Source organism: Caulobacter sp. CCNWLW153, assembly GCF_036889365.1.
In the GTDB taxonomy this organism is placed as follows: Bacteria; Pseudomonadota; Alphaproteobacteria; order Caulobacterales; family Caulobacteraceae; genus Caulobacter; species Caulobacter radicis.
The window spans coordinates 1-17,991 of sequence record NZ_JBAKFV010000003.1; the positions used below are offsets into that span (position 1 = coordinate 1).

Annotated in this window: 14 protein-coding genes, 1 tRNA gene and 2 pseudogenes; 10 read left to right on the forward strand and 7 right to left on the reverse strand. The window is 69.8% G+C overall.

Going from position 1 to position 17,991, the window contains the following annotated elements:
• From V6S85_RS05680 to V6S85_RS05690, 3 genes and pseudogenes are all read left to right on the forward strand, one after another.
• Nucleotides 1-77: transfer RNA gene (locus tag V6S85_RS05680), tRNA-Met, on the forward strand.
• Nucleotides 78-325: 248 nt separating this feature from the next.
• Nucleotides 326-529: pseudogene (locus V6S85_RS05685) on the forward strand (cold-shock protein); the annotation flags it as partial.
• Between the two features lie 129 nt (nucleotides 530-658).
• On the forward strand, nucleotides 659-853 hold the full coding sequence (locus tag V6S85_RS05690) for a cold-shock protein (protein WP_233245359.1): 195 nt from the start codon (nucleotides 659-661) through the stop codon (nucleotides 851-853).
• Between the two features lie 134 nt (nucleotides 854-987).
• Here the strand turns inward: V6S85_RS05690 and V6S85_RS05695 are convergent, their stop codons facing one another.
• A complete protein-coding gene (locus tag V6S85_RS05695) occupies nucleotides 988-1,641 on the reverse strand; it encodes a YecA/YgfB family protein (RefSeq protein WP_334348324.1) in 654 nt (217 codons plus the stop codon).
• Nucleotides 1,642-1,807: 166 nt separating this feature from the next.
• Nucleotides 1,808-4,111, reverse strand: coding sequence for an NADP-dependent malic enzyme (locus V6S85_RS05700; RefSeq protein ID WP_116563893.1), 2,304 nt, complete (start codon nucleotides 4,109-4,111; stop codon nucleotides 1,808-1,810).
• Between the two features lie 420 nt (nucleotides 4,112-4,531).
• On the opposite strand from V6S85_RS05700, the gene uraH reads away from it, so the two are divergent.
• From uraH to V6S85_RS05730, 6 genes and pseudogenes are all read left to right on the forward strand, one after another.
• Complete coding sequence (gene uraH, locus V6S85_RS05705) at nucleotides 4,532-4,879, forward strand: hydroxyisourate hydrolase (RefSeq protein ID WP_116563891.1); 348 nt, start codon at nucleotides 4,532-4,534, stop codon at nucleotides 4,877-4,879.
• A 1-nt stretch (nucleotide 4,880) separates the two neighbouring features.
• Entirely contained in the window at nucleotides 4,881-6,359 is a 1,479-nt protein-coding gene (gene xdhA / locus V6S85_RS05710) for a xanthine dehydrogenase small subunit (protein WP_334348325.1), read from the forward strand.
• The gene (xdhB, locus tag V6S85_RS05715) at nucleotides 6,352-8,697 is read left to right on the forward strand and encodes a xanthine dehydrogenase molybdopterin binding subunit (protein ID WP_334348326.1); all 2,346 of its coding nucleotides are present in this window, start codon (nucleotides 6,352-6,354) and stop codon (nucleotides 8,695-8,697) included. Before xdhA ends, xdhB begins: the two co-directional genes overlap by 8 nt.
• Before the next feature lie 45 nt (nucleotides 8,698-8,742).
• Complete coding sequence (xdhC, locus tag V6S85_RS05720) at nucleotides 8,743-9,765, forward strand: xanthine dehydrogenase accessory protein XdhC (protein ID WP_334348327.1); 1,023 nt, start codon at nucleotides 8,743-8,745, stop codon at nucleotides 9,763-9,765.
• Nucleotides 9,752-11,035, forward strand: coding sequence for a guanine deaminase (guaD, locus tag V6S85_RS05725; protein ID WP_334348328.1), 1,284 nt, complete (start codon nucleotides 9,752-9,754; stop codon nucleotides 11,033-11,035). The genes xdhC and guaD overlap by 14 nt, the downstream gene beginning before the upstream one ends.
• Nucleotide 11,036: 1 nt before the next feature.
• Nucleotides 11,037-11,195, forward strand: a pseudogene (locus V6S85_RS05730) (TPM domain-containing protein); the annotation flags it as partial.
• 50 nt (nucleotides 11,196-11,245) lie between these two features.
• Here the strand turns inward: V6S85_RS05730 and V6S85_RS05735 are convergent.
• From V6S85_RS05735 to V6S85_RS05755, 5 genes are all read right to left on the reverse strand, one after another.
• A complete protein-coding gene (locus tag V6S85_RS05735) occupies nucleotides 11,246-12,214 on the reverse strand; it encodes a nucleoside hydrolase (protein ID WP_116563883.1) in 969 nt (322 codons plus the stop codon).
• Nucleotides 12,215-12,357: 143 nt separating this feature from the next.
• Nucleotides 12,358-14,535 (reverse strand): TonB-dependent receptor, encoded by a 2,178-nt coding sequence (locus V6S85_RS05740; RefSeq protein ID WP_334348329.1) that lies wholly within the window; start codon nucleotides 14,533-14,535, stop codon nucleotides 12,358-12,360.
• A gap of 218 nt (nucleotides 14,536-14,753) precedes the next feature.
• Nucleotides 14,754-15,155, reverse strand: coding sequence for an oxalurate catabolism protein HpxZ (gene hpxZ, locus V6S85_RS05745; RefSeq protein WP_334348330.1), 402 nt, complete (start codon nucleotides 15,153-15,155; stop codon nucleotides 14,754-14,756).
• Nucleotides 15,152-16,540, reverse strand: a complete 1,389-nt coding sequence (locus tag V6S85_RS05750) for an AtzE family amidohydrolase (protein WP_334348331.1) — start codon at nucleotides 16,538-16,540, stop codon at nucleotides 15,152-15,154. Before V6S85_RS05750 ends, hpxZ begins: the two co-directional genes overlap by 4 nt.
• Nucleotides 16,537-16,746, reverse strand: coding sequence for a DUF4089 domain-containing protein (locus V6S85_RS05755; protein ID WP_334348332.1), 210 nt, complete (start codon nucleotides 16,744-16,746; stop codon nucleotides 16,537-16,539). Before V6S85_RS05755 ends, V6S85_RS05750 begins: the two co-directional genes overlap by 4 nt.
• Before the next feature lie 248 nt (nucleotides 16,747-16,994).
• On the opposite strand from V6S85_RS05755, the gene V6S85_RS05760 reads away from it, so the two are divergent.
• Nucleotides 16,995-17,942: an acetamidase/formamidase family protein gene (locus V6S85_RS05760; protein ID WP_334348333.1), complete on the forward strand. Its 948-nt coding sequence runs from the start codon at nucleotides 16,995-16,997 to the stop codon at nucleotides 17,940-17,942.
• Nucleotides 17,943-17,991 lie beyond the last annotated feature (49 nt).

Below are 17,991 nucleotides of genomic sequence, written 5' to 3' on the forward strand. Positions count from 1 at the left end.
CGCGGGGTGGAGCAGCCCGGTAGCTCGTCAGGCTCATAACCTGAAGGTCACAGGTTCAAATCCTGTCCCCGCACCCATACTTTCCGCAGGCGCATGCAAGGTCGATACGGTCCGTATCGGCCTTTTTTCACGCCCGCATTTACCACTCATAGTGGTATTTTGGCGACAGGCGGGCCTTCGCGCGCGAATTTTTATGGCCAGCAGCCGCTTCCCGTCGATATTCTCCGTGCAAAGGCCATAGCGCGTGCCGCAGTTTTGCGTCATGAGTTGCTGTGGAAGGACGCGGGCCGGCAATTGGCCCGTCGATTGAGGTTTTGAGGATAAGATGGCGAACGGTGTCGTTAAGTGGTTCAACCCGGCCAAGGGCTTTGGCTTCATTCAGCCCGAGGACGGCGGCCAGGACGTGTTCGTCCACATCGCCGCGGTTGAACGTTCGGGCCTGTCGGGTCTGAACGAAGGCGATCAAGTGGCTTATGAGCTGGAAGAGGACCGCCGCTCGGGCAAGACCTCGGCCGGCAACCTGCGTGTGACCGGTCACGGCGCCGCTCCGGCCGGCGGCGCTCCGCGTCGTCCGCAACGCAGCTTCGACGCCCCGCGCGGCGGCGGCTACGGTGGTGGCGGCGGCGGTGGCGGCACCGGCGAAGCCGGCACGGGCGTCGTGAAGTGGTTCAACAGCACCAAGGGCTTCGGCTTCATCCAGCCGGACAACGGCGGCGGCGACATCTTCGTGCACATCTCGGCCGTCGAGCGCGCCGGCCTGCGCGGCCTGAACGAAGGCCAGCAAGTCGGCTACGAACTCGAGCAGGACCGCCGCTCGGGCAAGACCTCGGCCGGCAACCTGCGCATCCTCTAAGCTTCGATCGGCGTCGATCCACGCGGTCGACGCTTGAAGCCTGAATGCAAGAAGGCCCCGCTGGGGCCTCCGTCATCTCGCGATGGCTGGAGGCTCCGGCGGGGCCTTTTCGCGTTCATTACGGTCCGGTCGGGTCAACAGGCGCCGCAGCACTTCTTGTACTTGCGCCCCGAACCGCAGGGGCAGGCCTCGTTTCGCCCGGTCTTGGCCCCAGGGCGTCCAGACCCGGCGCGCCGCCAGAAGGCGTGGATTTCCAGGACGGTCTGCGGCAGGAATTCGCCGGCGTTGGCGACGAGTTCTTCCTGAAGGTCGGCGGGCAGGTCCGCGAGCGGTTGACCGTCCTCGTCGGCCGACAGGGCCAGGAGCGGCGTCAGCAGATGCCCGTCGGTCTCGGAGCTCGTGAGCTTATCCCAGGCCGCGTAGCGCAGGCTGACGGCCAGGAGGAAACCGTCGGCCCAATCCGAGGCCAGCACCTCCCCCGCCTCGGTTTCGAGCAGGATCGGTTCAAGCGCGCGGCTCTCCAGCCGCCGCTCGATGTCGTTGTAACGATGCATGATGGCCCCGAGTACCTTCTGGGCCTCAAGCTCGTCGCGAAAGTTCGGCTCGCGGCCTCCCCAGACATGCGGCAGCCACTCAGCCGGCATGACCAGCTCAGGCCCCGCCGCGAGGCCCGTCAGGAAGCCGTCGAGCTCGCTTAGCAACAGGGCCTGTTCCGGGACCTCCTCCGACGACAGGAAGGCATCCAGGATTTCCAGTTCGGGGGTGAGGTCGGCGGCTTCGGGCGGCACGGCGGGGCTCGTTCTGGAAAAGCGACGCCGGCGAAGGGGCGCTCGCAGCCCGCCGCCGGAAATGTCTTCGAGCTTACATGTTCAGCTCGGAGCGTCGAACGCCGGCTGTGACCTGTTCATCCATCCCGCGGGAAGGGCTGACCAGGTCACAGCCTGTGCTGGTCGATCAGAGGCCTTGCGCCGCGGCGCGCTCGGCGGCGGCCTGGTTCACGGCGAGAGCCGTCATGTTGACGATGCCGCGGGCGGTGACGCTGGGCGTGAGCACGTGCACCGGCCGGCTCATGCCCAGCAGGATCGGACCGACCAGCAGGGCCTCGGTGGCGGCCGTCAGCAGGGTCAGGCTGATATTGGCCGCGTCCAGGGTCGGCATGACCAGGAGGTTGGCCGAGCCTTTCAGGGTGCTGTCGCCGACCAGGCGATCGCGCAGGGCCTGGGAGAGGGCGGCGTCGGCGTGCATCTCGCCGTCGACCTCGAGCTCCGGCGCGGCGGCCCGCACCATCGACAGGGCCTCGCGCATCTTGCGGGCGGTCGGCGAGTTGCTGGCCCCGAACGAGGAGTGCGAGAGCAGCGCGGCTTTCGGCGTCAGGCCGAAGCGACGCACCGACTCGGCCGCCAGCAGGGTCATCTCGGCGATCTGCTCGGCGGTCGGCTCGACATTGACGTGGGTGTCGCAGAAGAACAGCGTGCCGTTGTCGAGGATCAGCGACGACATGGCGTAGACCCGGCCGACGTTCTCGCGCTTGGGGATGATCGGCAGCACGTAGGTCATGTGCTGCCACCAGTCGCCGCTGCCGCCCACCAGGGCCGCGTCGACCTGGCCGGTCTGCAGCAGCATCGAGGCGGCGACGGTGCGGCGGCCCTCGACGCGGCGCTTGGCGGCCAGGGGCGGCACGCCGCGGCGGCCGACGAGGTTCTGGTACTGGCCGACGATCGGCTCGAACACCGCGTGGTCGGCCAGCGGGTCGAGGATCTCGACCGAGCCGCCCAGATCCAGCCGCAGGCCCATCTCGGCGACCTTGGCCTTGATGACGTCGCGGCGGCCGATCAGCACCGGCGCGGCCAGGCCGTCGTCGACCACGGTCTGCACGGCGCGCAGGACGCGTTCATCCTCGGCCTCGGCGTAGGCGACGCGGACCTTGGCGGCCTTGGTGGCCTTGCGAGCGCGCTCGAACACCGGGCGCATCAGCTGGCCCGAGCGGTAGACGAACAGCTCGAGCTCGGCGCGGTAGGCGTCGAAGTCGGCGATCGGGCGCGTGGCCACGCCCGTGTCCATGGCCGCACGGGCCACGGCCGGGGCGATCTGCAGGATCAGGCGCGGATCGAACGGCTTGGGGATGATGTACTGGGCGCCGAACATCGGCGCGGCGCCGCCGTAGGCCGACGCGACGACTTCGCTGGCCTCGGCGCGGGCGAGCTCGGCGATGGCCTCGACGGCCGCCACCTTCATCGCTTCGTTGATCTCCGAGGCGCCGACGTCGAGCGCGCCGCGGAAGATGAACGGGAAGCAGAGGACGTTGTTGACCTGGTTGGGATAGTCGCTGCGGCCGGTGGCCATGATGGCGTCGGGCCGCGCGGCCTGCACCAGTTCGGGCAGGATTTCCGGATCCGGGTTGGCCATGGCCAGGATCAGCGGCTTTTCAGCCAGCAGCGGCAGCCATTCGGGCTTGAAGACGCGCGGGGCCGACAGGCCCAGGAAGATGTCGGCGCCGGGCAGCACGTCGGGCAGGGTGCGCGCGTCGGTCGGACGGGCGTAGCGGGCCATGTTCTCGGGCATGTCCGGATCACGGCCGGCGTGGACCACGCCCTTGATGTCGGTGAGGGTGACGTTCTCGACCGGCAGGCCCATCGAGACCAGCAGGTCGACGCAGGCGAGCGCGGCGGCGCCGGCGCCCGAGGTCACCAGCTTGACGTCCTTCAGCTGCTTGCCCTGGACGAGCAGGGCGTTGCGGACGGCGGCGGCGCAGACGATGGCGGTGCCGTGCTGGTCGTCGTGGAAGACCGGGATGTTCATCCGCTCGCGCAGGGCGCGCTCGATGACGAAGCACTCAGGGGCCTTGATGTCTTCCAGGTTGATGCCGCCGAAGGTGGGTTCGAGCGCGGCCACCACCTCGATGAAGCGGTCGGGATCCTTGGCGTCGACCTCGATGTCGAAGACGTCGATGCCGGCGAACTTCTTGAAGAGGACGGCCTTGCCTTCCATCACCGGCTTGGAGGCCAGCGGACCGATGTCGCCCAGGCCCAGCACGGCGGTGCCGTTGGAGATCACGGCCACCAGGTTGCCGCGGGCGGTGTAGTCGCGGGCCAGGTCCGGATCCTCGGCGATGGCCACGCAGGGGGCGGCGACGCCGGGGGAGTAGGCCAGGGCGAGGTCGCGCTGGGTGGCCATCCGCTTGGTGGCCTCGATCTGCAGTTTTCCGGGCCGCGGCAGCCGGTGGTAGTCCAGGGCGGCTTTACGGAAATCCTCGTCCATCGTCGATCCTTCGCGGGTGTTCTGCGCAGCGCTGTGAAAGCGGGCCGTCTTTTCGCGCTCGTCTCGGGGGAGGGAACGCTCGCGGTCCGTCTGGGCGTGTAGCTACCGGGGTTGGCCGCGCTTTTCCAACCTTACGCAGCGTCCGGGGCCCATTTTTTGCGATTCTGCGGCCTTGGCGCTGCGGTCGGGGGCGCGTGGACGACCTGGGGTCGAGCGCTGGTAAGTAATAAAAGACTTATATACGCTCAATCGGCGGGCGCGGGGCGCCGCGTGGCTGGGCGAACCGGCCGTGCGAAGGCGTCGCGAGGCCGGTGCGGCGTGGCGACGCTGGACAGCCCGCGCGGGCGGTTCCAGCCTTCGGGGGAAGGCGAAAGAGCGTATGATGATCACCACACCGCAGGGCGCGAGGAAGCAAGAGCGATGAGCGGCCTGACGACCCATATCCTCGACACCGCCGCCGGCCGCCCGGCCGCGGGCGTGGCGGTGCGCATCTTCCGCCGGATCGAAGGTCCGCCGGTGCTGCTGAAGGCGACCGCCACCGACGCCGACGGCCGCGCGCGGCTGGTCGAGGGCGAGGCCCTGGAGGTCGGCGGCTATCGCCTGGAATTCGAGGTCGCCGCCTATTTCGCCGCCAGCGGGGCCAAGGTCTCGGACCCGCCGTTCCTCGACGTGGTGACCATCGATTTTTCCGTGGCCGACGCGGGCCAGCACCACCACGTGCCGCTGCTGGTGTCGCCGTTCGGCTATTCCACCTATCGAGGCAGCTGAGATGGGCGGGACCATCCGTTTCCTGCTGGACGGCGAGGTGCGGGAGGCGGCGGGCGTCGATCCGACGACCACGCTGCTGGAGCACCTGCGCGGGCCGCTGCGGCGGACCGGGACCAAGGAAGGCTGCGCCGAGGGCGACTGCGGCTCGTGCACCGTGCTGGTGGGCGAGCTGACCACGGGCGACGACCTGGATCCGGTGAACTGGCGAGCGGTCAACGCCTGCATCCAGCTGCTGCCGATGCTGGACGGCAAGGCGGTGATGACCGTCGAGAGCCTGGCGACCCAGACCGTGGCGGGATGCGGGGGCAAGCCGCATCCGGTGCAGCAAGCGATGATCGACAGGCACGGCTCGCAGTGCGGCTTCTGCACGCCGGGCATCGTCATGTCGCTGTACGGCCGGGCGGTCGGGGCCTGCGGGGCGGGTGCGCCGGTCGAGGACGTGCTGGCGGGCAACCTCTGCCGCTGCACCGGCTATGGCCCGATCCTGGACGCCGCCCGCGAGGTGGTGCGCGAGCCCGCGCCCGACGTGGCCGCGCCGCTGAAGGCGATCCAGCGCCAGGCCATGCTGACCCTGGCCCACGAGGATCCGGTGCGCGGCGTCACCCGCCGCTGGCTGGCCCCGCGCAGCCTGGCCGAGCTGGCCGCCGCCGCCGAGGCCAATCCCGACGCGGCCTTCGTGGCCGGGGCCACGGACGTCGGCCTGTGGGTGACCAAGCTGAGGAAGCCGCCGCAGACCCTGATCGACATCGGCCGCGTGCCGGAACTCAAGACCATCGGCCGGGTGGGCGACGCCCTGCGGATCGGCGCGGGCGTGCGCTATGTCGAGGCCATCGAGACCCTGAGCGCCCGCTATCCGGGCCTTTCCGACATGATGCGCCGCCTCGGCTCGACCCAGGTGCGCAACAGCGGCACGATCGGCGGCAACATCGCCAACGGCTCGCCGATCGGCGACATGCCGCCGGCCCTGATCGCGCTGGGCGCGCGGCTGGTGCTGCGCCGGGGCGAGCAGGTCCGCGAGATCCCGCTGGAGGACTTCTTCATCGCCTACGGCAAGCAGGACCGCCAGCCGGGCGAGTTCGTCGAGGCGGTGATCGTGCCGCGCGGACCGGCGGGCCAGATCTTCAAGGTCTACAAGCTGTCCAAGCGCTTCGACCAGGACATCTCGGCCGTCTGCGCCGCCTTCGCCGTCACCGTGGTCGACGGGGTGGTGATCGAGGCGCGCGTGGCCTTCGGCGGCATGGCCGGCACGCCCAGGCGCGCCGACGCCTGCGAGGCGGCGCTGCTCGGCTCGCCCTGGACGCGCGAGGCGGTCGAGGAGGCTGCCGCGAAGCTGGACGAGGACTACACGCCGCTGTCGGACATGCGGGCCTCGGCCGGCTATCGCGCCACGACAGCGCGCAACCTGCTGATCCGGGCCTTCATCGAGAGCGCCGAGCCGGGCGTGGCGACCAGCGTGCTGGCGGAGGCGGCCCATGGCTGACTCCGGCGCTTCCCCCAAGGTCGAAAAGAAGGTGACGCCGTTCCAGGGCGTGCACGCCTCGGTCGCGCACGACAGCGCCCTGCGCCACGTGACCGGGACGGCGATCTATGTCGACGACCTGCCGGAGCCGGCGGGGATGCTGCACGTGCACCTGGGCATGAGCACGCGGGCCCATGCGCGGATCGTGTCGATGGACCTTTCCGCCGTGCGCGCCTCGCCCGGGGTGGTGCGAGTGCTGACCGCCGAGGACATTCCCGGCGAGAACGACGTCAGTCCGGTGATCCACGACGACAGGCTGTTCGCGCAAGGCGAGGTCTATTGCGTGGGCCAGAGCCTGTTCGCGGTGGCCGCTGCCTCGATCGCCGCCGCCCGCGCCGCCGCCGCCAAGGCCGTGGTCGAGTACGAGGACCTGCCGGCGGCGATCACCATCGAACAGGCCCAGGCGCTGGACCTGAAGATCGAGGCCAGCCAGCGCATGGCGCGCGGCGACGCGGCCGCCGCGCTGGAGGCCGCGCCCCACCGCATCCAGGGCAAGTTCTCGATCGGCGGCCAGGACCACTTCTATCTCGAGGGCCAGGCCTCGCTGGCCACGCCGCGCGAGGAGGGCGACGTCCACGTCTGGTGCTCGACCCAGCACCCGACCGAGGTGCAGCACCTGATCGCCCGGGTGCTGGGCCGGCCCGACCACGCGGTGACCGTGGAGGTGCGCCGCATGGGCGGCGGCTTCGGCGGCAAGGAGACGCAGGCCTCGCTGTTCGCGGCGGCCGCCGCCCTGGTGGCGGTCAAGACCGGCCGCCCGGCCAAGTGCCGGCCTGACCGCGACGAGGACATGGTCATGACCGGCAAGCGGCATGACTTCGAGGTCGGTTACGACGTCGGCTTCGACGCCGAGGGACGGCTGGAAGGGATCCGGCTGGAACTGGCCTCGCGCTGCGGGGCGACGACGGACCTGTCGCCGGCCATCAACGACCGGGCGATGTTCCACGCCGACAACGCCTACTACCTGCCGGCGGTCGAGATCGTCTCGCACCGCTGGCGCACCCACACCGTCTCCAACACCGCCTTCCGGGGCTTCGGCGGCCCGCAGGGCATGGCGGCGATCGAGCGGGTGATGGACGCGGTGGCGCAGGCGGCCGGGCTCGACCCGCTGGAGGTGCGCCGCCGCAACCTCTATGGCGGCAGCCATAACCTGACCCCCTACTACCAGGTGGTGGAAGACAACGTCGCGCCGCAGCTGATCGAGGAACTGGCCAGGTCCTGCGACTACGAGGCCCGGCAGAAGGCGGTGGACGCCTTCAACGCGGCCAATCCCATTCTCAAGAAGGGCCTGGCCCTGACGCCGGTGAAGTTCGGGGTGTCGTTCACGACCACGCACCTGAACCAGGCGGGCGCGCTGATCCACATCTATGCCGACGGTTCGATCATGCTGAACCATGGCGGCGCCGAGATGGGGCAGGGGCTCTACATCAAGGTCGCCCAGGTGGCCGCCGAGGCCTTCCAGGTTCCGCTCGACCGCGTGAAGATCACCTCGACCACGACCGACAAGGTGCCCAACACCTCGGCCACGGCCGCCTCGTCGGGAGCGGACCTCAACGGCATGGCGGTGCTGGACGCGGCGGGCAAGCTGAAGGGGCGCCTGACGGCCTTCGCCGCCGAGAAGTGGGGCGTGGATCCTTCGCAGGTGACCTTCACGCCCGATGGCGTGAGGATCTGCGGCGAGACGGTGAGCTTCCCCGACCTTTGCCGGCAGGCGTATCTCGCGCGGATCTCGCTGTCGGCGACCGGTTTCTATGCCACGCCCAAGATCGCCTACGACCGCAAGACCCATCGCGGGCGGCCGTTCTACTACTTCGCCTATGGCGCGGCCTGCAGCGAGGTGGTGGTCGACACCCTGACCGGCGAGACCAAGGTGCTGCGCGCCGACATCCTTCACGACGTGGGCCGCTCGCTGAACCCGGCCATCGACCTTGGCCAGGTGGAGGGCGGCTTCATCCAGGGCATGGGCTGGCTGACGACTGAAGAGCTGGTCTACGACGCCAAGGGCGTGCTGAAGACCCATGCCCCCTCGACCTACAAGATCCCGACGGCGGGCGACCGGCCGCGCGTGCTGAACGTCAAGCTCTGGGAGCCCGGCCGCAACGCCGAGCCGACCGTCCACCGCTCCAAGGCCGTGGGCGAGCCGCCGCTGATGCTGGCGATCTCGGTGTTCAGCGCCATCACCCGGGCGGTGGCGTCGGTGGGGGATCATCGGGTGATGCCGAACCTCGACGCGCCGGCGACGCCGGAGGCGGTGCTGATGGCGGTCGAGGACGTGCGGAGGCGGGCGGGTGATGCGTGAGGGGGCGATAATCTTCAACCTCTCCCTATGGGAGAGGTTAGATTGTTGGCGTCCCACAAGAACTGGGCCCGCGCGGCCCTGTCGCGGCTCGACGCCGACGACCATGCCGCCCTGGTCACCGTGCTCGCCACCGAGGGCTCGGCCCCGCGCGAGGCCGGGACCAAGATGGTGGTCTGGGAGGGCGGCCAGTCTGGCACGATCGGCGGCGGCAACCTGGAGCACCAGGCGACCAGCCAGGCGCGGCGGATGCTGACCGGCTCGCAGGCGGCCTTCGCCATCCAGGACTATCCGCTGGGGCCGCTTCTGGCCCAGTGCTGCGGCGGCCGGGTGCGGCTGATGATCGAGCGGGTCGAGGCCGCCAGCCGCGACTGGCTGACCGAGGCCGCGCGGCGCATGGACGCCGACCAGCCGTTCGAGCTGCGCACCCGCTTCGATCCGGGCCTGCTGACCAAGACCATCGCCCCGATCGCGGCGCTGGACGCCGATCCCCCGGCCGTCCGCCTGGGCGGGGCGCCGGCCGCCGCGCGCGGCGCGCGCCCGGACCTCGGCGACGAGCTGGTCGAGCGCAGCGAGGCGCCCCGCCGGCCGCTGCTGCTGTTCGGCGCCGGCCATGTGGGCCAGGCGATCGCCCGGGCCTTCGCGCCGCTGCCGTTCAAGCTGTTCTGGTACGACAGCCGGCCCGAGGCGGCCGAAATCCCCGGCGTCACTGTGCGCGAGCCGGCCGAACTGGCGGCCCTGGCCATGGGCGCGACGCCGCAGGCCTATGGCCTGGTCCTGACCCATGACCACGCCCTGGACTACGCCCTGGCCTCGGCCGGGCTGGCGGGCGGCGGCTTTTCCTATCTCGGCCTGATCGGGTCGAAGACCAAGCGGGCGCGGTTCATGCACCGGCTGCGCGACGACGGCTTTTCCGAGCTGGCGCTGAACCGCCTGACCTGCCCGATCGGTCTTACGGGGCTGAAGAGCAAGGCGCCCGAGGTGATCGCCGTTTCGGTGGCGGCCGACCTCTTGATGCGGCAGGAGGCCGCCCAGGCCAGCAACGACGAGGGGCTTCGTGCAAGCGTATAGGGCGTCGATCCTCCACCTGACCGGGGATCCGACGGAGAGCGGGGAGGCCGTGGCCTTCCACGAGGACGGCCTGCTGGTCGTCGACGACGGACGGGTGGTCGCGTGCGGCGACTACGCGGCGCTGGCGGCCGACCATGCCGAGGTTCCGGTCGAGGACCTCACCGGCCATTGGATCACGCCGGGCTTCGTCGACACCCACATCCATTTCCCGCAGGTCGACATCATCGCCGCCCATGGCGCGCAGCTGCTCGACTGGCTGGAGCAGCACACCTTCCCGGCCGAGGCGGCCTTCGCCGACCCCCAGCACGCCCGCGAGACGGCGAGCTTCTTCGTCGACGAACTGCTGCGCAACGGCACCACCACGGCCCTGGTGTTCGGCTCGGTGCACAAGGGCTCGGTGGACGCCCTGTTCGCCGAGGCGCTCTCGCGCGACATGCGGCTGATCGCCGGCAAGGCGCTGATGGACCGCAACGCCCCACCTGGCCTGACCGACACGGTCGAGGGCGCGCGGGCCGACATGCGGGCGCTGATCGCCGACTGGCACGGCAAGGGACGGCTGGGCTACGCGGTCACGCCGCGCTTCGCCATCAGCTGCACCGACGAGGAGCTGGAGATGGCCGGCCAGGTGCTGGCGGAAAATCCCGGCGTCTGGATGCAGACCCACCTGTCGGAGAACCCGCGCGAGATCGTCGAGACCGCCGAGCTGTTCCCCGGCGCGAGCGATTACCTCGACGTCTACGAACGGTTCGGCCTGGTGCAGAAGCGCTCGGTGTTCGCCCACTGCGTCCACCTGCAGGGCGAGGCGTTCCAGCGGCTGGCGGCCAAGGACGCGGCGGTGTCGTTCTGCCCGACCTCGAACCTGTTCCTGGGGTCTGGCCTCTTTCCGCTGCCGACCGCCTGCCAGCACGGGGTGAAGGTGGGAATCGGCACCGACGTCGGGGCTGGCACGACCTTCTCGATCCTCCACACCCTGGGCGAGGCTTACAAGGTGGGCCAGCTGCGGGGCCAGGCGCTGGATCCGTTCCACGCGCTGTACCTGGCCACCCTGGGCGGGGCGCGGGCGCTGGACCTGGACGACCGGATCGGCAACCTGGCTCCCGGCAAGGAGGCCGACTTCCTGGTGCTGGATCTCGCCGCGACGCCGCTGCTGGCGCGGCGGTTGGCGGCGGCCAAGGGGCTGGAGGACCGGCTGTTCGCGCTGACCGTGCTGGGCGACGACCGGGTGGTGGCCCGGACGTACCTGGCGGGCGTGGAGCGTTACAGGAAGTAATCTCCTCCCCCGTGCAACGGGGGAGGGGGACCGCCCCCCCGGGTCGCGCGAAGCGCGCGCCCGAGGACAGGCTCCGCGGTGGAGGGGGCGGCGGTGCGCACAGCGCTTTGTCGCTCGCCCCCTCCGTCACGCTGCGTATCCGCAGCGCGCCACCTCCCCCGCTAAAGCGAGGGAGGAGTCGGGAGCTGTCGGCGAAGCCGACTGAGGGGGTCAGCCCCCCACCACCCCGTTCATCGTGCGTGCGTACAGCGCCAGCAGGCGGTCCGCGTCGACGGCGATCGCGGCGCTGTGGATCGGCTGGTCGTCCCAGGCCGAGGGGCCGAAGAGTTCGCCTTCGACCTTCTGCAGGGTCTGGCCGAGCGCGATGCCCTCGGTGACCACGCGCACGGAGCCGCGGCGGACCTCGAACAGGGTCTCGTCGATGACGTAGGCCACGGCGGCGGCGTCGTGGACGCAGCAGCCGACGATGCCGTCGCGACCGCCGTAGAAGGCCGCGTAGGGCTTGGAGATGGCGTTGAGGAACGCGCCGGCCGGACCGGCCGAGGCTTCCAGCGCCTCCATGAAGTCGGGCGTCATGATCACCTGGGTGGTGACGTCCAGGCCGATGACGGCCACATGCCAGGGAGCGGTGAAGACGCGGTCGGCGGCCTCGGGGTCGTTCCAGATGTTGGCCTCGGCCACCGGCGTGACGTTGCCCGGCTTGCCGGCGACGGCGAAGGCGCCGCCCATGATCACCACGCCCTTGAGCAGGGTAGCCACTTCCGGATCGGCCTCGAGGGCGAGGGCCAGGTTGGTCAGCGGACCGACGGCCACCAGGGTGATCTCGCCGGGATTGGCGCGGGCCAGGTCGATGATCGCCTGGTGGGCCGGCTTGGCCTCGGGCTCGGCGGCGACCAGGCCGGTCAGCTCGACGTCGCCCAGGCCGTTCTCGCCGTGCACGAAGGTGGGCGAGGGATTGCGCGGACGCACCAGCGGCTTGTCCGTGCCCTTGTAGATCGGGGCGGTCAGGCCGAAGCGCTGCTTCAGATAGAGGGCGTTGCGGGTGGTGGTGTCGATGTCGGCGTTGCCGAACACGGTCGTCACGGCCACCAGGTCGAGCGCCGGGCTGGCCTCGATGAACAGCAGGGCCATGGCGTCGTCGATGCCGGGATCGGTGTCGAAGATGATCTTGGTCGTCATCGGTCTTCTTGTCTGCGAGCCCGGCGGGAGGCCGGGAAAGCCGACGACCTTAGCCGCCCGACGCGGCGCGGGCATGTCAAAACGACAACGGCCCGGGCGTTTTTCAACGCCCGGGCCGCCGTTTGCTTCAAGCTTTCGTTCGCTTAGCGGCGGGCGCTCAGCGAGATGCCGACCACGCGCGGCTCGTTGACGAAGCCGGTCAGGTTGTTGAAGTCGATGCCGCCGCGCAGGTTCACCTCGTTGGTGATGTTGCGGGCGAACACGGCCACTTCGTACGCGCCGTCGGTGCGGGCGTAGCCCAGCTTCAGGCCGCCTTCGAAGGTGTCCTTGCTGTTGAACTCCTTGCTCTCGTAGAGGAAGAGGTTCGTGTAGCCCTGACGGAACCAGTCGGTTTCGGCGAAGAGTTCGCCATTGGCGCTGACCGGCACGTTGTAGCGGGCGCCGAAGTTCAGGATGTATTCCGGCGCGTTCGGGAACGGGTTGCCGTTGACCAGGGCCTGACCGGCGGTGTTCAGCGGATCGGTCACGGTGCACTGGGCGCAGACGGCCACGGCCAGGCCCGAGTCCTTGATCTTGGTGTGGCTGTAGCTGTAGCCGGCGGTGACCAGCAGGTTCGAGGTGACCTTCCACTCGCCGTCCAGCTCGACGCCGTAGGCCTCGCCCTTCTTGGCGTTGATCAGGCGGTTGGAGTTGCTGCCGCCGCCGACCGCGCTGAACTGCGGGTCGTCGATGGTGTAGGTGAACACCGCGCCGTTCAGGCGGACGCGACGCTCGAACAGCTCGCTCTTAACGCCGGCTTCCCACGACAGGATGGTTTCCGACTGCGCGACCGAGGCCGGGCTGCCGAAGGCGATGTCGCGACCCTGGATCGACGGGCCGCGGAAGCCGCGGGCCACCTTGCCGTAGACGCTGACGTCGTCGTTGACGGCGTAGAAGGCCGACAGGTCCCAGCTGGCCTGGCTGTCGGAGACCGACACCGGGGCCGAGGCGCCGAACGGCGAGGACAGGACTTCCATGTCCTTGTCGTCGTCGGTCCAGCGGACGCCGGCGGTCACCTTCAGGGCGTCGGTGACCTGGTAGGTGCCCTGGCCGAACACGGCCCACGAGGTGTTCTTGTGCTCCAGAGTGCTGGGGGCGACGAAGAACGGGTTGGTCGAGACGGTGAAGGCCGACTTGAAGTAGTAGGCGCCGACCTGCCAGGCCAGCTTGCCGTCGGTGTCGCTGGCCAGGCGGATTTCCTGGGTGACCTGGTCGAGGTCGCCGATGGAGTCCTGGGTGTCGGAGTCGAACGGGATGAAGCCCGGGCCGACGCCGGCCACGCCGCCGTCGATGTCGCCGCGACTGCGGCCCTTGGCGGTCTCGTAGGCGCTGATCGAGGTCAGCTTCACGCCGCCGAAGTCGTGGTCGATCTTCAGCGAGACGCCGGTCGAGTCATACTCCTGCGGGTTGTTGGCGCCGCCGTTGTAGCTGACCTTGTCGCGGTCGAAGTTCGAATTGATCTTGTTGCTGCCGGCCGTGAGGATGTTGGCGCGGAAGACCGCCGCGGTGCCGTCCAGCGAACGGGTGTGGGCGATGGCCAGGATCGAGGTGTCCTCGGTCGGGGTGGCCAGGATCTGGAGGCGGGCGGCCTTTTCGTCGTAGCCGCCGAGCGCGTCCTTCACGCCGGTGAAGGCGTTGTCGATGTAGTCGTCGCGGTGCTGGTAAAGGGCCGAGGCGCGGACGGCCAGCTTGCCCGGGACGATGGCGCCGCCGACGCCGCCTTCGAAGGTGGCCGAGCCGTACGAGCCGTAGGTGGCCGCGCCATTGGCGCGGAAGTCTTCGCTGGGCTTCACCGTGTCGAACTTGACGATGCCGGCGGTGGTGTTGCGGCCGAACAGCGTGCCTTGCGGGCCGCGCAGGACTTCGACCTGCTCGACGTCATAGACGGGCGAGCTCTTGAGCACGACGTTCTCGAGGACGACGTCGTCCATGATCACCGACACCGGCTGCGAGGCGGCCAGGTCGAAGTCGGCGTTGCCCAGGCCCCGGATGTAAAAGCGCGGGGCGGCGCGGCCGTTGGAGCTTTCGATGTAGAGGCCGGGGACGCGGCTCGACAGGGCCAGCACGTCCTCGCCGGCGGCGAAGATCGAGGCCAGCTTCTCGCCCGAGACGGCGGCGACGGAGACCGGCACGTCCTGGATGTTTTCCGAGCGCTTCTGGGCGGTGACGATCACGTCGTCGAGGGTGACGGCGTCCTGGGCGAAGGCCGGCGCGGCGACGGCCGCCGCCAGCATCAGGGCGCCGAACGCGGCGCCCGAGCGCAGCTTGGCTTGGTTGGTCATGTCGAAATCCCCTTCGAACACCGGTGGAGGAGCCGGTTGCGGGGTGCAATGCACAATGGCGTCGCCGAAATCAAAAGGCTTGATGACGACTCGGTATCGACTCCGTGAAGTTTGTTCTGGGGCTGTCACTATTTGACCACGCTACGACAACGGCGCCCAAAACTAGGTCATAAGTCAGGACATACTTACTTATTGTCCTTGATCGGAACGTCTGGCGCTTACTGTGCAAGGCGTTGGTCGGCGCCGCCCTGAAGCAGAGAAACGTGCGCGGACACGATTTTCCAGCCGTTTTCGGTGCGCAGCCAGGTCTGGCTCTGGCGGCCGGGCTGTTTTGCCCCGGTTCTGAGGAATTCGACGTTGGCGATCGCGAAATCACGCCCAAAAGTGGTGATTTCGGTCCGCAGGCGCGCGCGCAGCGGCGAGCCGCCGGCCCGTCCGATTCGAAAGGCGGCGATCTCTTCGAAGCCGTAGAGGTTCTCGGCGACGCCGTAGCGGACAGTTTCGGGGGCGTCACGAAAGAAGCCGTCCAGCGCCTCGACGTCGTTGGTCATCAGGGCGGTCTCGTAGGCGTCGACGGCGGCGGTCACCTGCGCCAGCACCTCGGGGTCGTTGATGATCATGACTTGAACTCCGGTGGGCGATGGGCGGCGATCACGCCGGCGCGCTCCAGGCGCAGGGCGGCGGCGAAGGCCAGGTCCTCGCGCCAGGCCGGCGCGATCAGCTGTACGCCGACGGGCGGCTTGCCGGGGCGGTTCACCGGGGCGGCGATCACCGGCAGGCCGATATAGCTGATCGGCTGGGTGTAGGCGCCCAGCGTCTTGCGCACCGAGACCTGCGCGCCGGCCAGCTCCATGGTCGCCTGGCCGATCGGCGGGGCGGGGCAGGGGGCGACGGGGGCGAGCAGCAGGTCGAAATCGTCGAACAGCTTGCGGGCGGCGTCGCGGAAGACGGGGCGATAGCGGCGGGCGGCCTGAGCCACCTCGCCCGGCAGCAGTGCGCCCGCCAGCAGGCGGTCGCGCACGGCCGGATCGTAGTCGAGGGCGCGGGCGGCGAGATCCCCGAAGTGCAGGCGGCCGCCCTCCGAGGCGCTCATGGCGAAGGCGGCGGCGCGGGCCGCCTGGGCGCCGGGCAGCTCGACGTCGCGGCGGGCCTGCAGGGCGTCGGCGACGATCTCCAGCGCCTCGACCACCTCGGGGAAGGCGCCTTGCTGGAACCAACCGCCCAGCACGCCGACGCGCAAGGGGCGATCGGCCAGGGCGTCGAGGCGCCCCGACAGCGGATCGGCTGCCGGCGGCGACAGCTCGTCGCGCGGGTCGGGCCCTTGCAGGGCGTCATAGGCGACGGCCAGGTCGGCGGCCGTGCGCGTGAACGGGCCGATGTGGTCCAGGCTATGGACGAAGGGAAAGGTCCCCGCCCGCGACAGGCGGCCCAGGGTCGGCTTCATGCCGAACACCCCGCACAGGCCGGCGGGGATGCGGATGGAGCCGTTGGTGTCCGAACCCAGGGTGAGCGGAACGACGCCGCCTGAGACGGCGGCGGCCGAGCCTCCCGACGAGCCGCCGGCGATGCGGGCCAGGTCGTGCGGGTTGCGGGTCGGGCCGTCGTGGGCGTTCTCGGTGACGAAGCCGTAGGCGAACTCGTCCATGTTCAGCGCCCCGACCAGCACCGCCCCAGCCGCCTTCAGTTTGGCGACGGCGGTGGCGTCGGTGGCAGGGGGGGCCGCGCCTCGGCGGATCTTGGAGCCGGCCAGGGTGACGTGGCCGGCCACGTCGAACAGGTTCTTGACCGCGAACGGGACGCCGGCCAGCGGACCCAGGTCGACGCCGGCGGCGAAGGCGGCGTCCACGGCGTCGGCCTGGGCCAGGGCCTCGGCCTCGAAGACGGCGGTGAAGGCGTTGAACGGCTCGGCCCTGGCGGCGGCCAGCGCGCGCTCGGCGATCTCGCGGGCGGTGGCGCGACCCTCGCGCTGGGCCTTGCCCAGGGCCTGGATGGTGTCGAAGCTCATGGCTCGAACGCCTCCACCGGAGAGGCCGGATCGGTCAGGCCCACGAACAGCGCGGTCTGGTCGCGCAGCAGGGCGAGGTTCTCGGCGACGCTGGCGCGGCAGCTTTCAGGAACGGGCAGGCCAAGCTCGGCGCTGCGGCGATCCAGATAGGCGGCGACCTTGGCGTCGGTGAGGTTTTGGAAGGCCGACAGATCGCCGCCCGACATGGGAAGTCACTCACGCTAGGAAGTAATTGAATACTTCATAGCCAGCTGACGATAACGCCGCCAGCACGGGTTTTTCAAGCGCTTAAGCTGGGCCGATCGCCCGCCGAATGCGCGGCCTCGGTGCAGTCGGCGCCCAGCGCGGAGGCAGGTTTGGCAAAGCATCGCCGCGAGGGGCGGCGCGGGCTTCGCGCCGGCGGCGGCGCGGCCGGAGACTGGAGGTCGTTTCAAGCTTCGGTCCGTTTCGCGCCATGCACCACCACCTCGCCTCCACCCCGGAAACCGTCCGCTTCGGCATCTTCGACGCGGCCTTCGATCCGGTCCTGACGATCCAGCCGGGCGACAGCGTCACCTTCGACTGCGTGTCCGGCGGACCCGAGGTGATGCCCAGCGCGGAGTCGTGGCTGACCATCCCGCCGGCCTTGCAGGCCATCCACGACGCCAGGCTCGACCGGATCGGGCCGCACATTCTCACCGGGCCCGTGGCCATAGCCGGGGCCGAGCCGGGCGACACGCTGGAAGTGCGCATCGAGGCGGTGGAGCCCAACAACGACTGGGGCTACTGCGCGGTGCGGCCGCTGGCCGGCACGATCCCTGAGGACTTTCCCGACCGCTATGTCAGCCACATCGCCGTCGACAGGGCGCGCGGGGTCTGCAAGCCGGAGTGGGGGCCGCAGCTGCCCTTGAAGCCGTTCTTCGGCACCATGGGCGTGGCCCCGCCTGCCAGATACGGGCGCCTGTCCAGCCGCGAGCCGCGCGAGCACGGCGGCAACATGGACAACAAGGAACTGGGCGCCGGCGCGACCCTGTTCCTGCCGGTCTGGGTTCCTGGCGCCAACTTCTCGGCCGGCGACGGCCATGGCCGCCAGGGCGACGGCGAGGTCTGCGTCAACGCCCTGGAGATGGGGCTGACCGGGACCTTCAGCTTCATCCTGCACAAGGCGTCCGATGTTGGGACGGCGACCTGGCCGCGGGCCGAGACGCCGACCCACTACATCGTCATGGGGTTCAACGAGGACCTGGACCTGGCCATGAAGCAGGCCCTGCGCGGCATGATCGACTTCATCTGCGCCCGCTCGGCCCTGACCCGCGTGCAGGCCTATCAGTTCTGCTCGCTGGCCGTGGACTTCCGGGTGACCCAGACGGTGAACGGCGAGAAGGGCGTGCACGGCATGCTGGAAAAGGGCGTGCTGTTCTGAGGGGGATCGACCTTCTCCCAGAGGGAGAAGGAGGGGCCCGCGCCGCAGG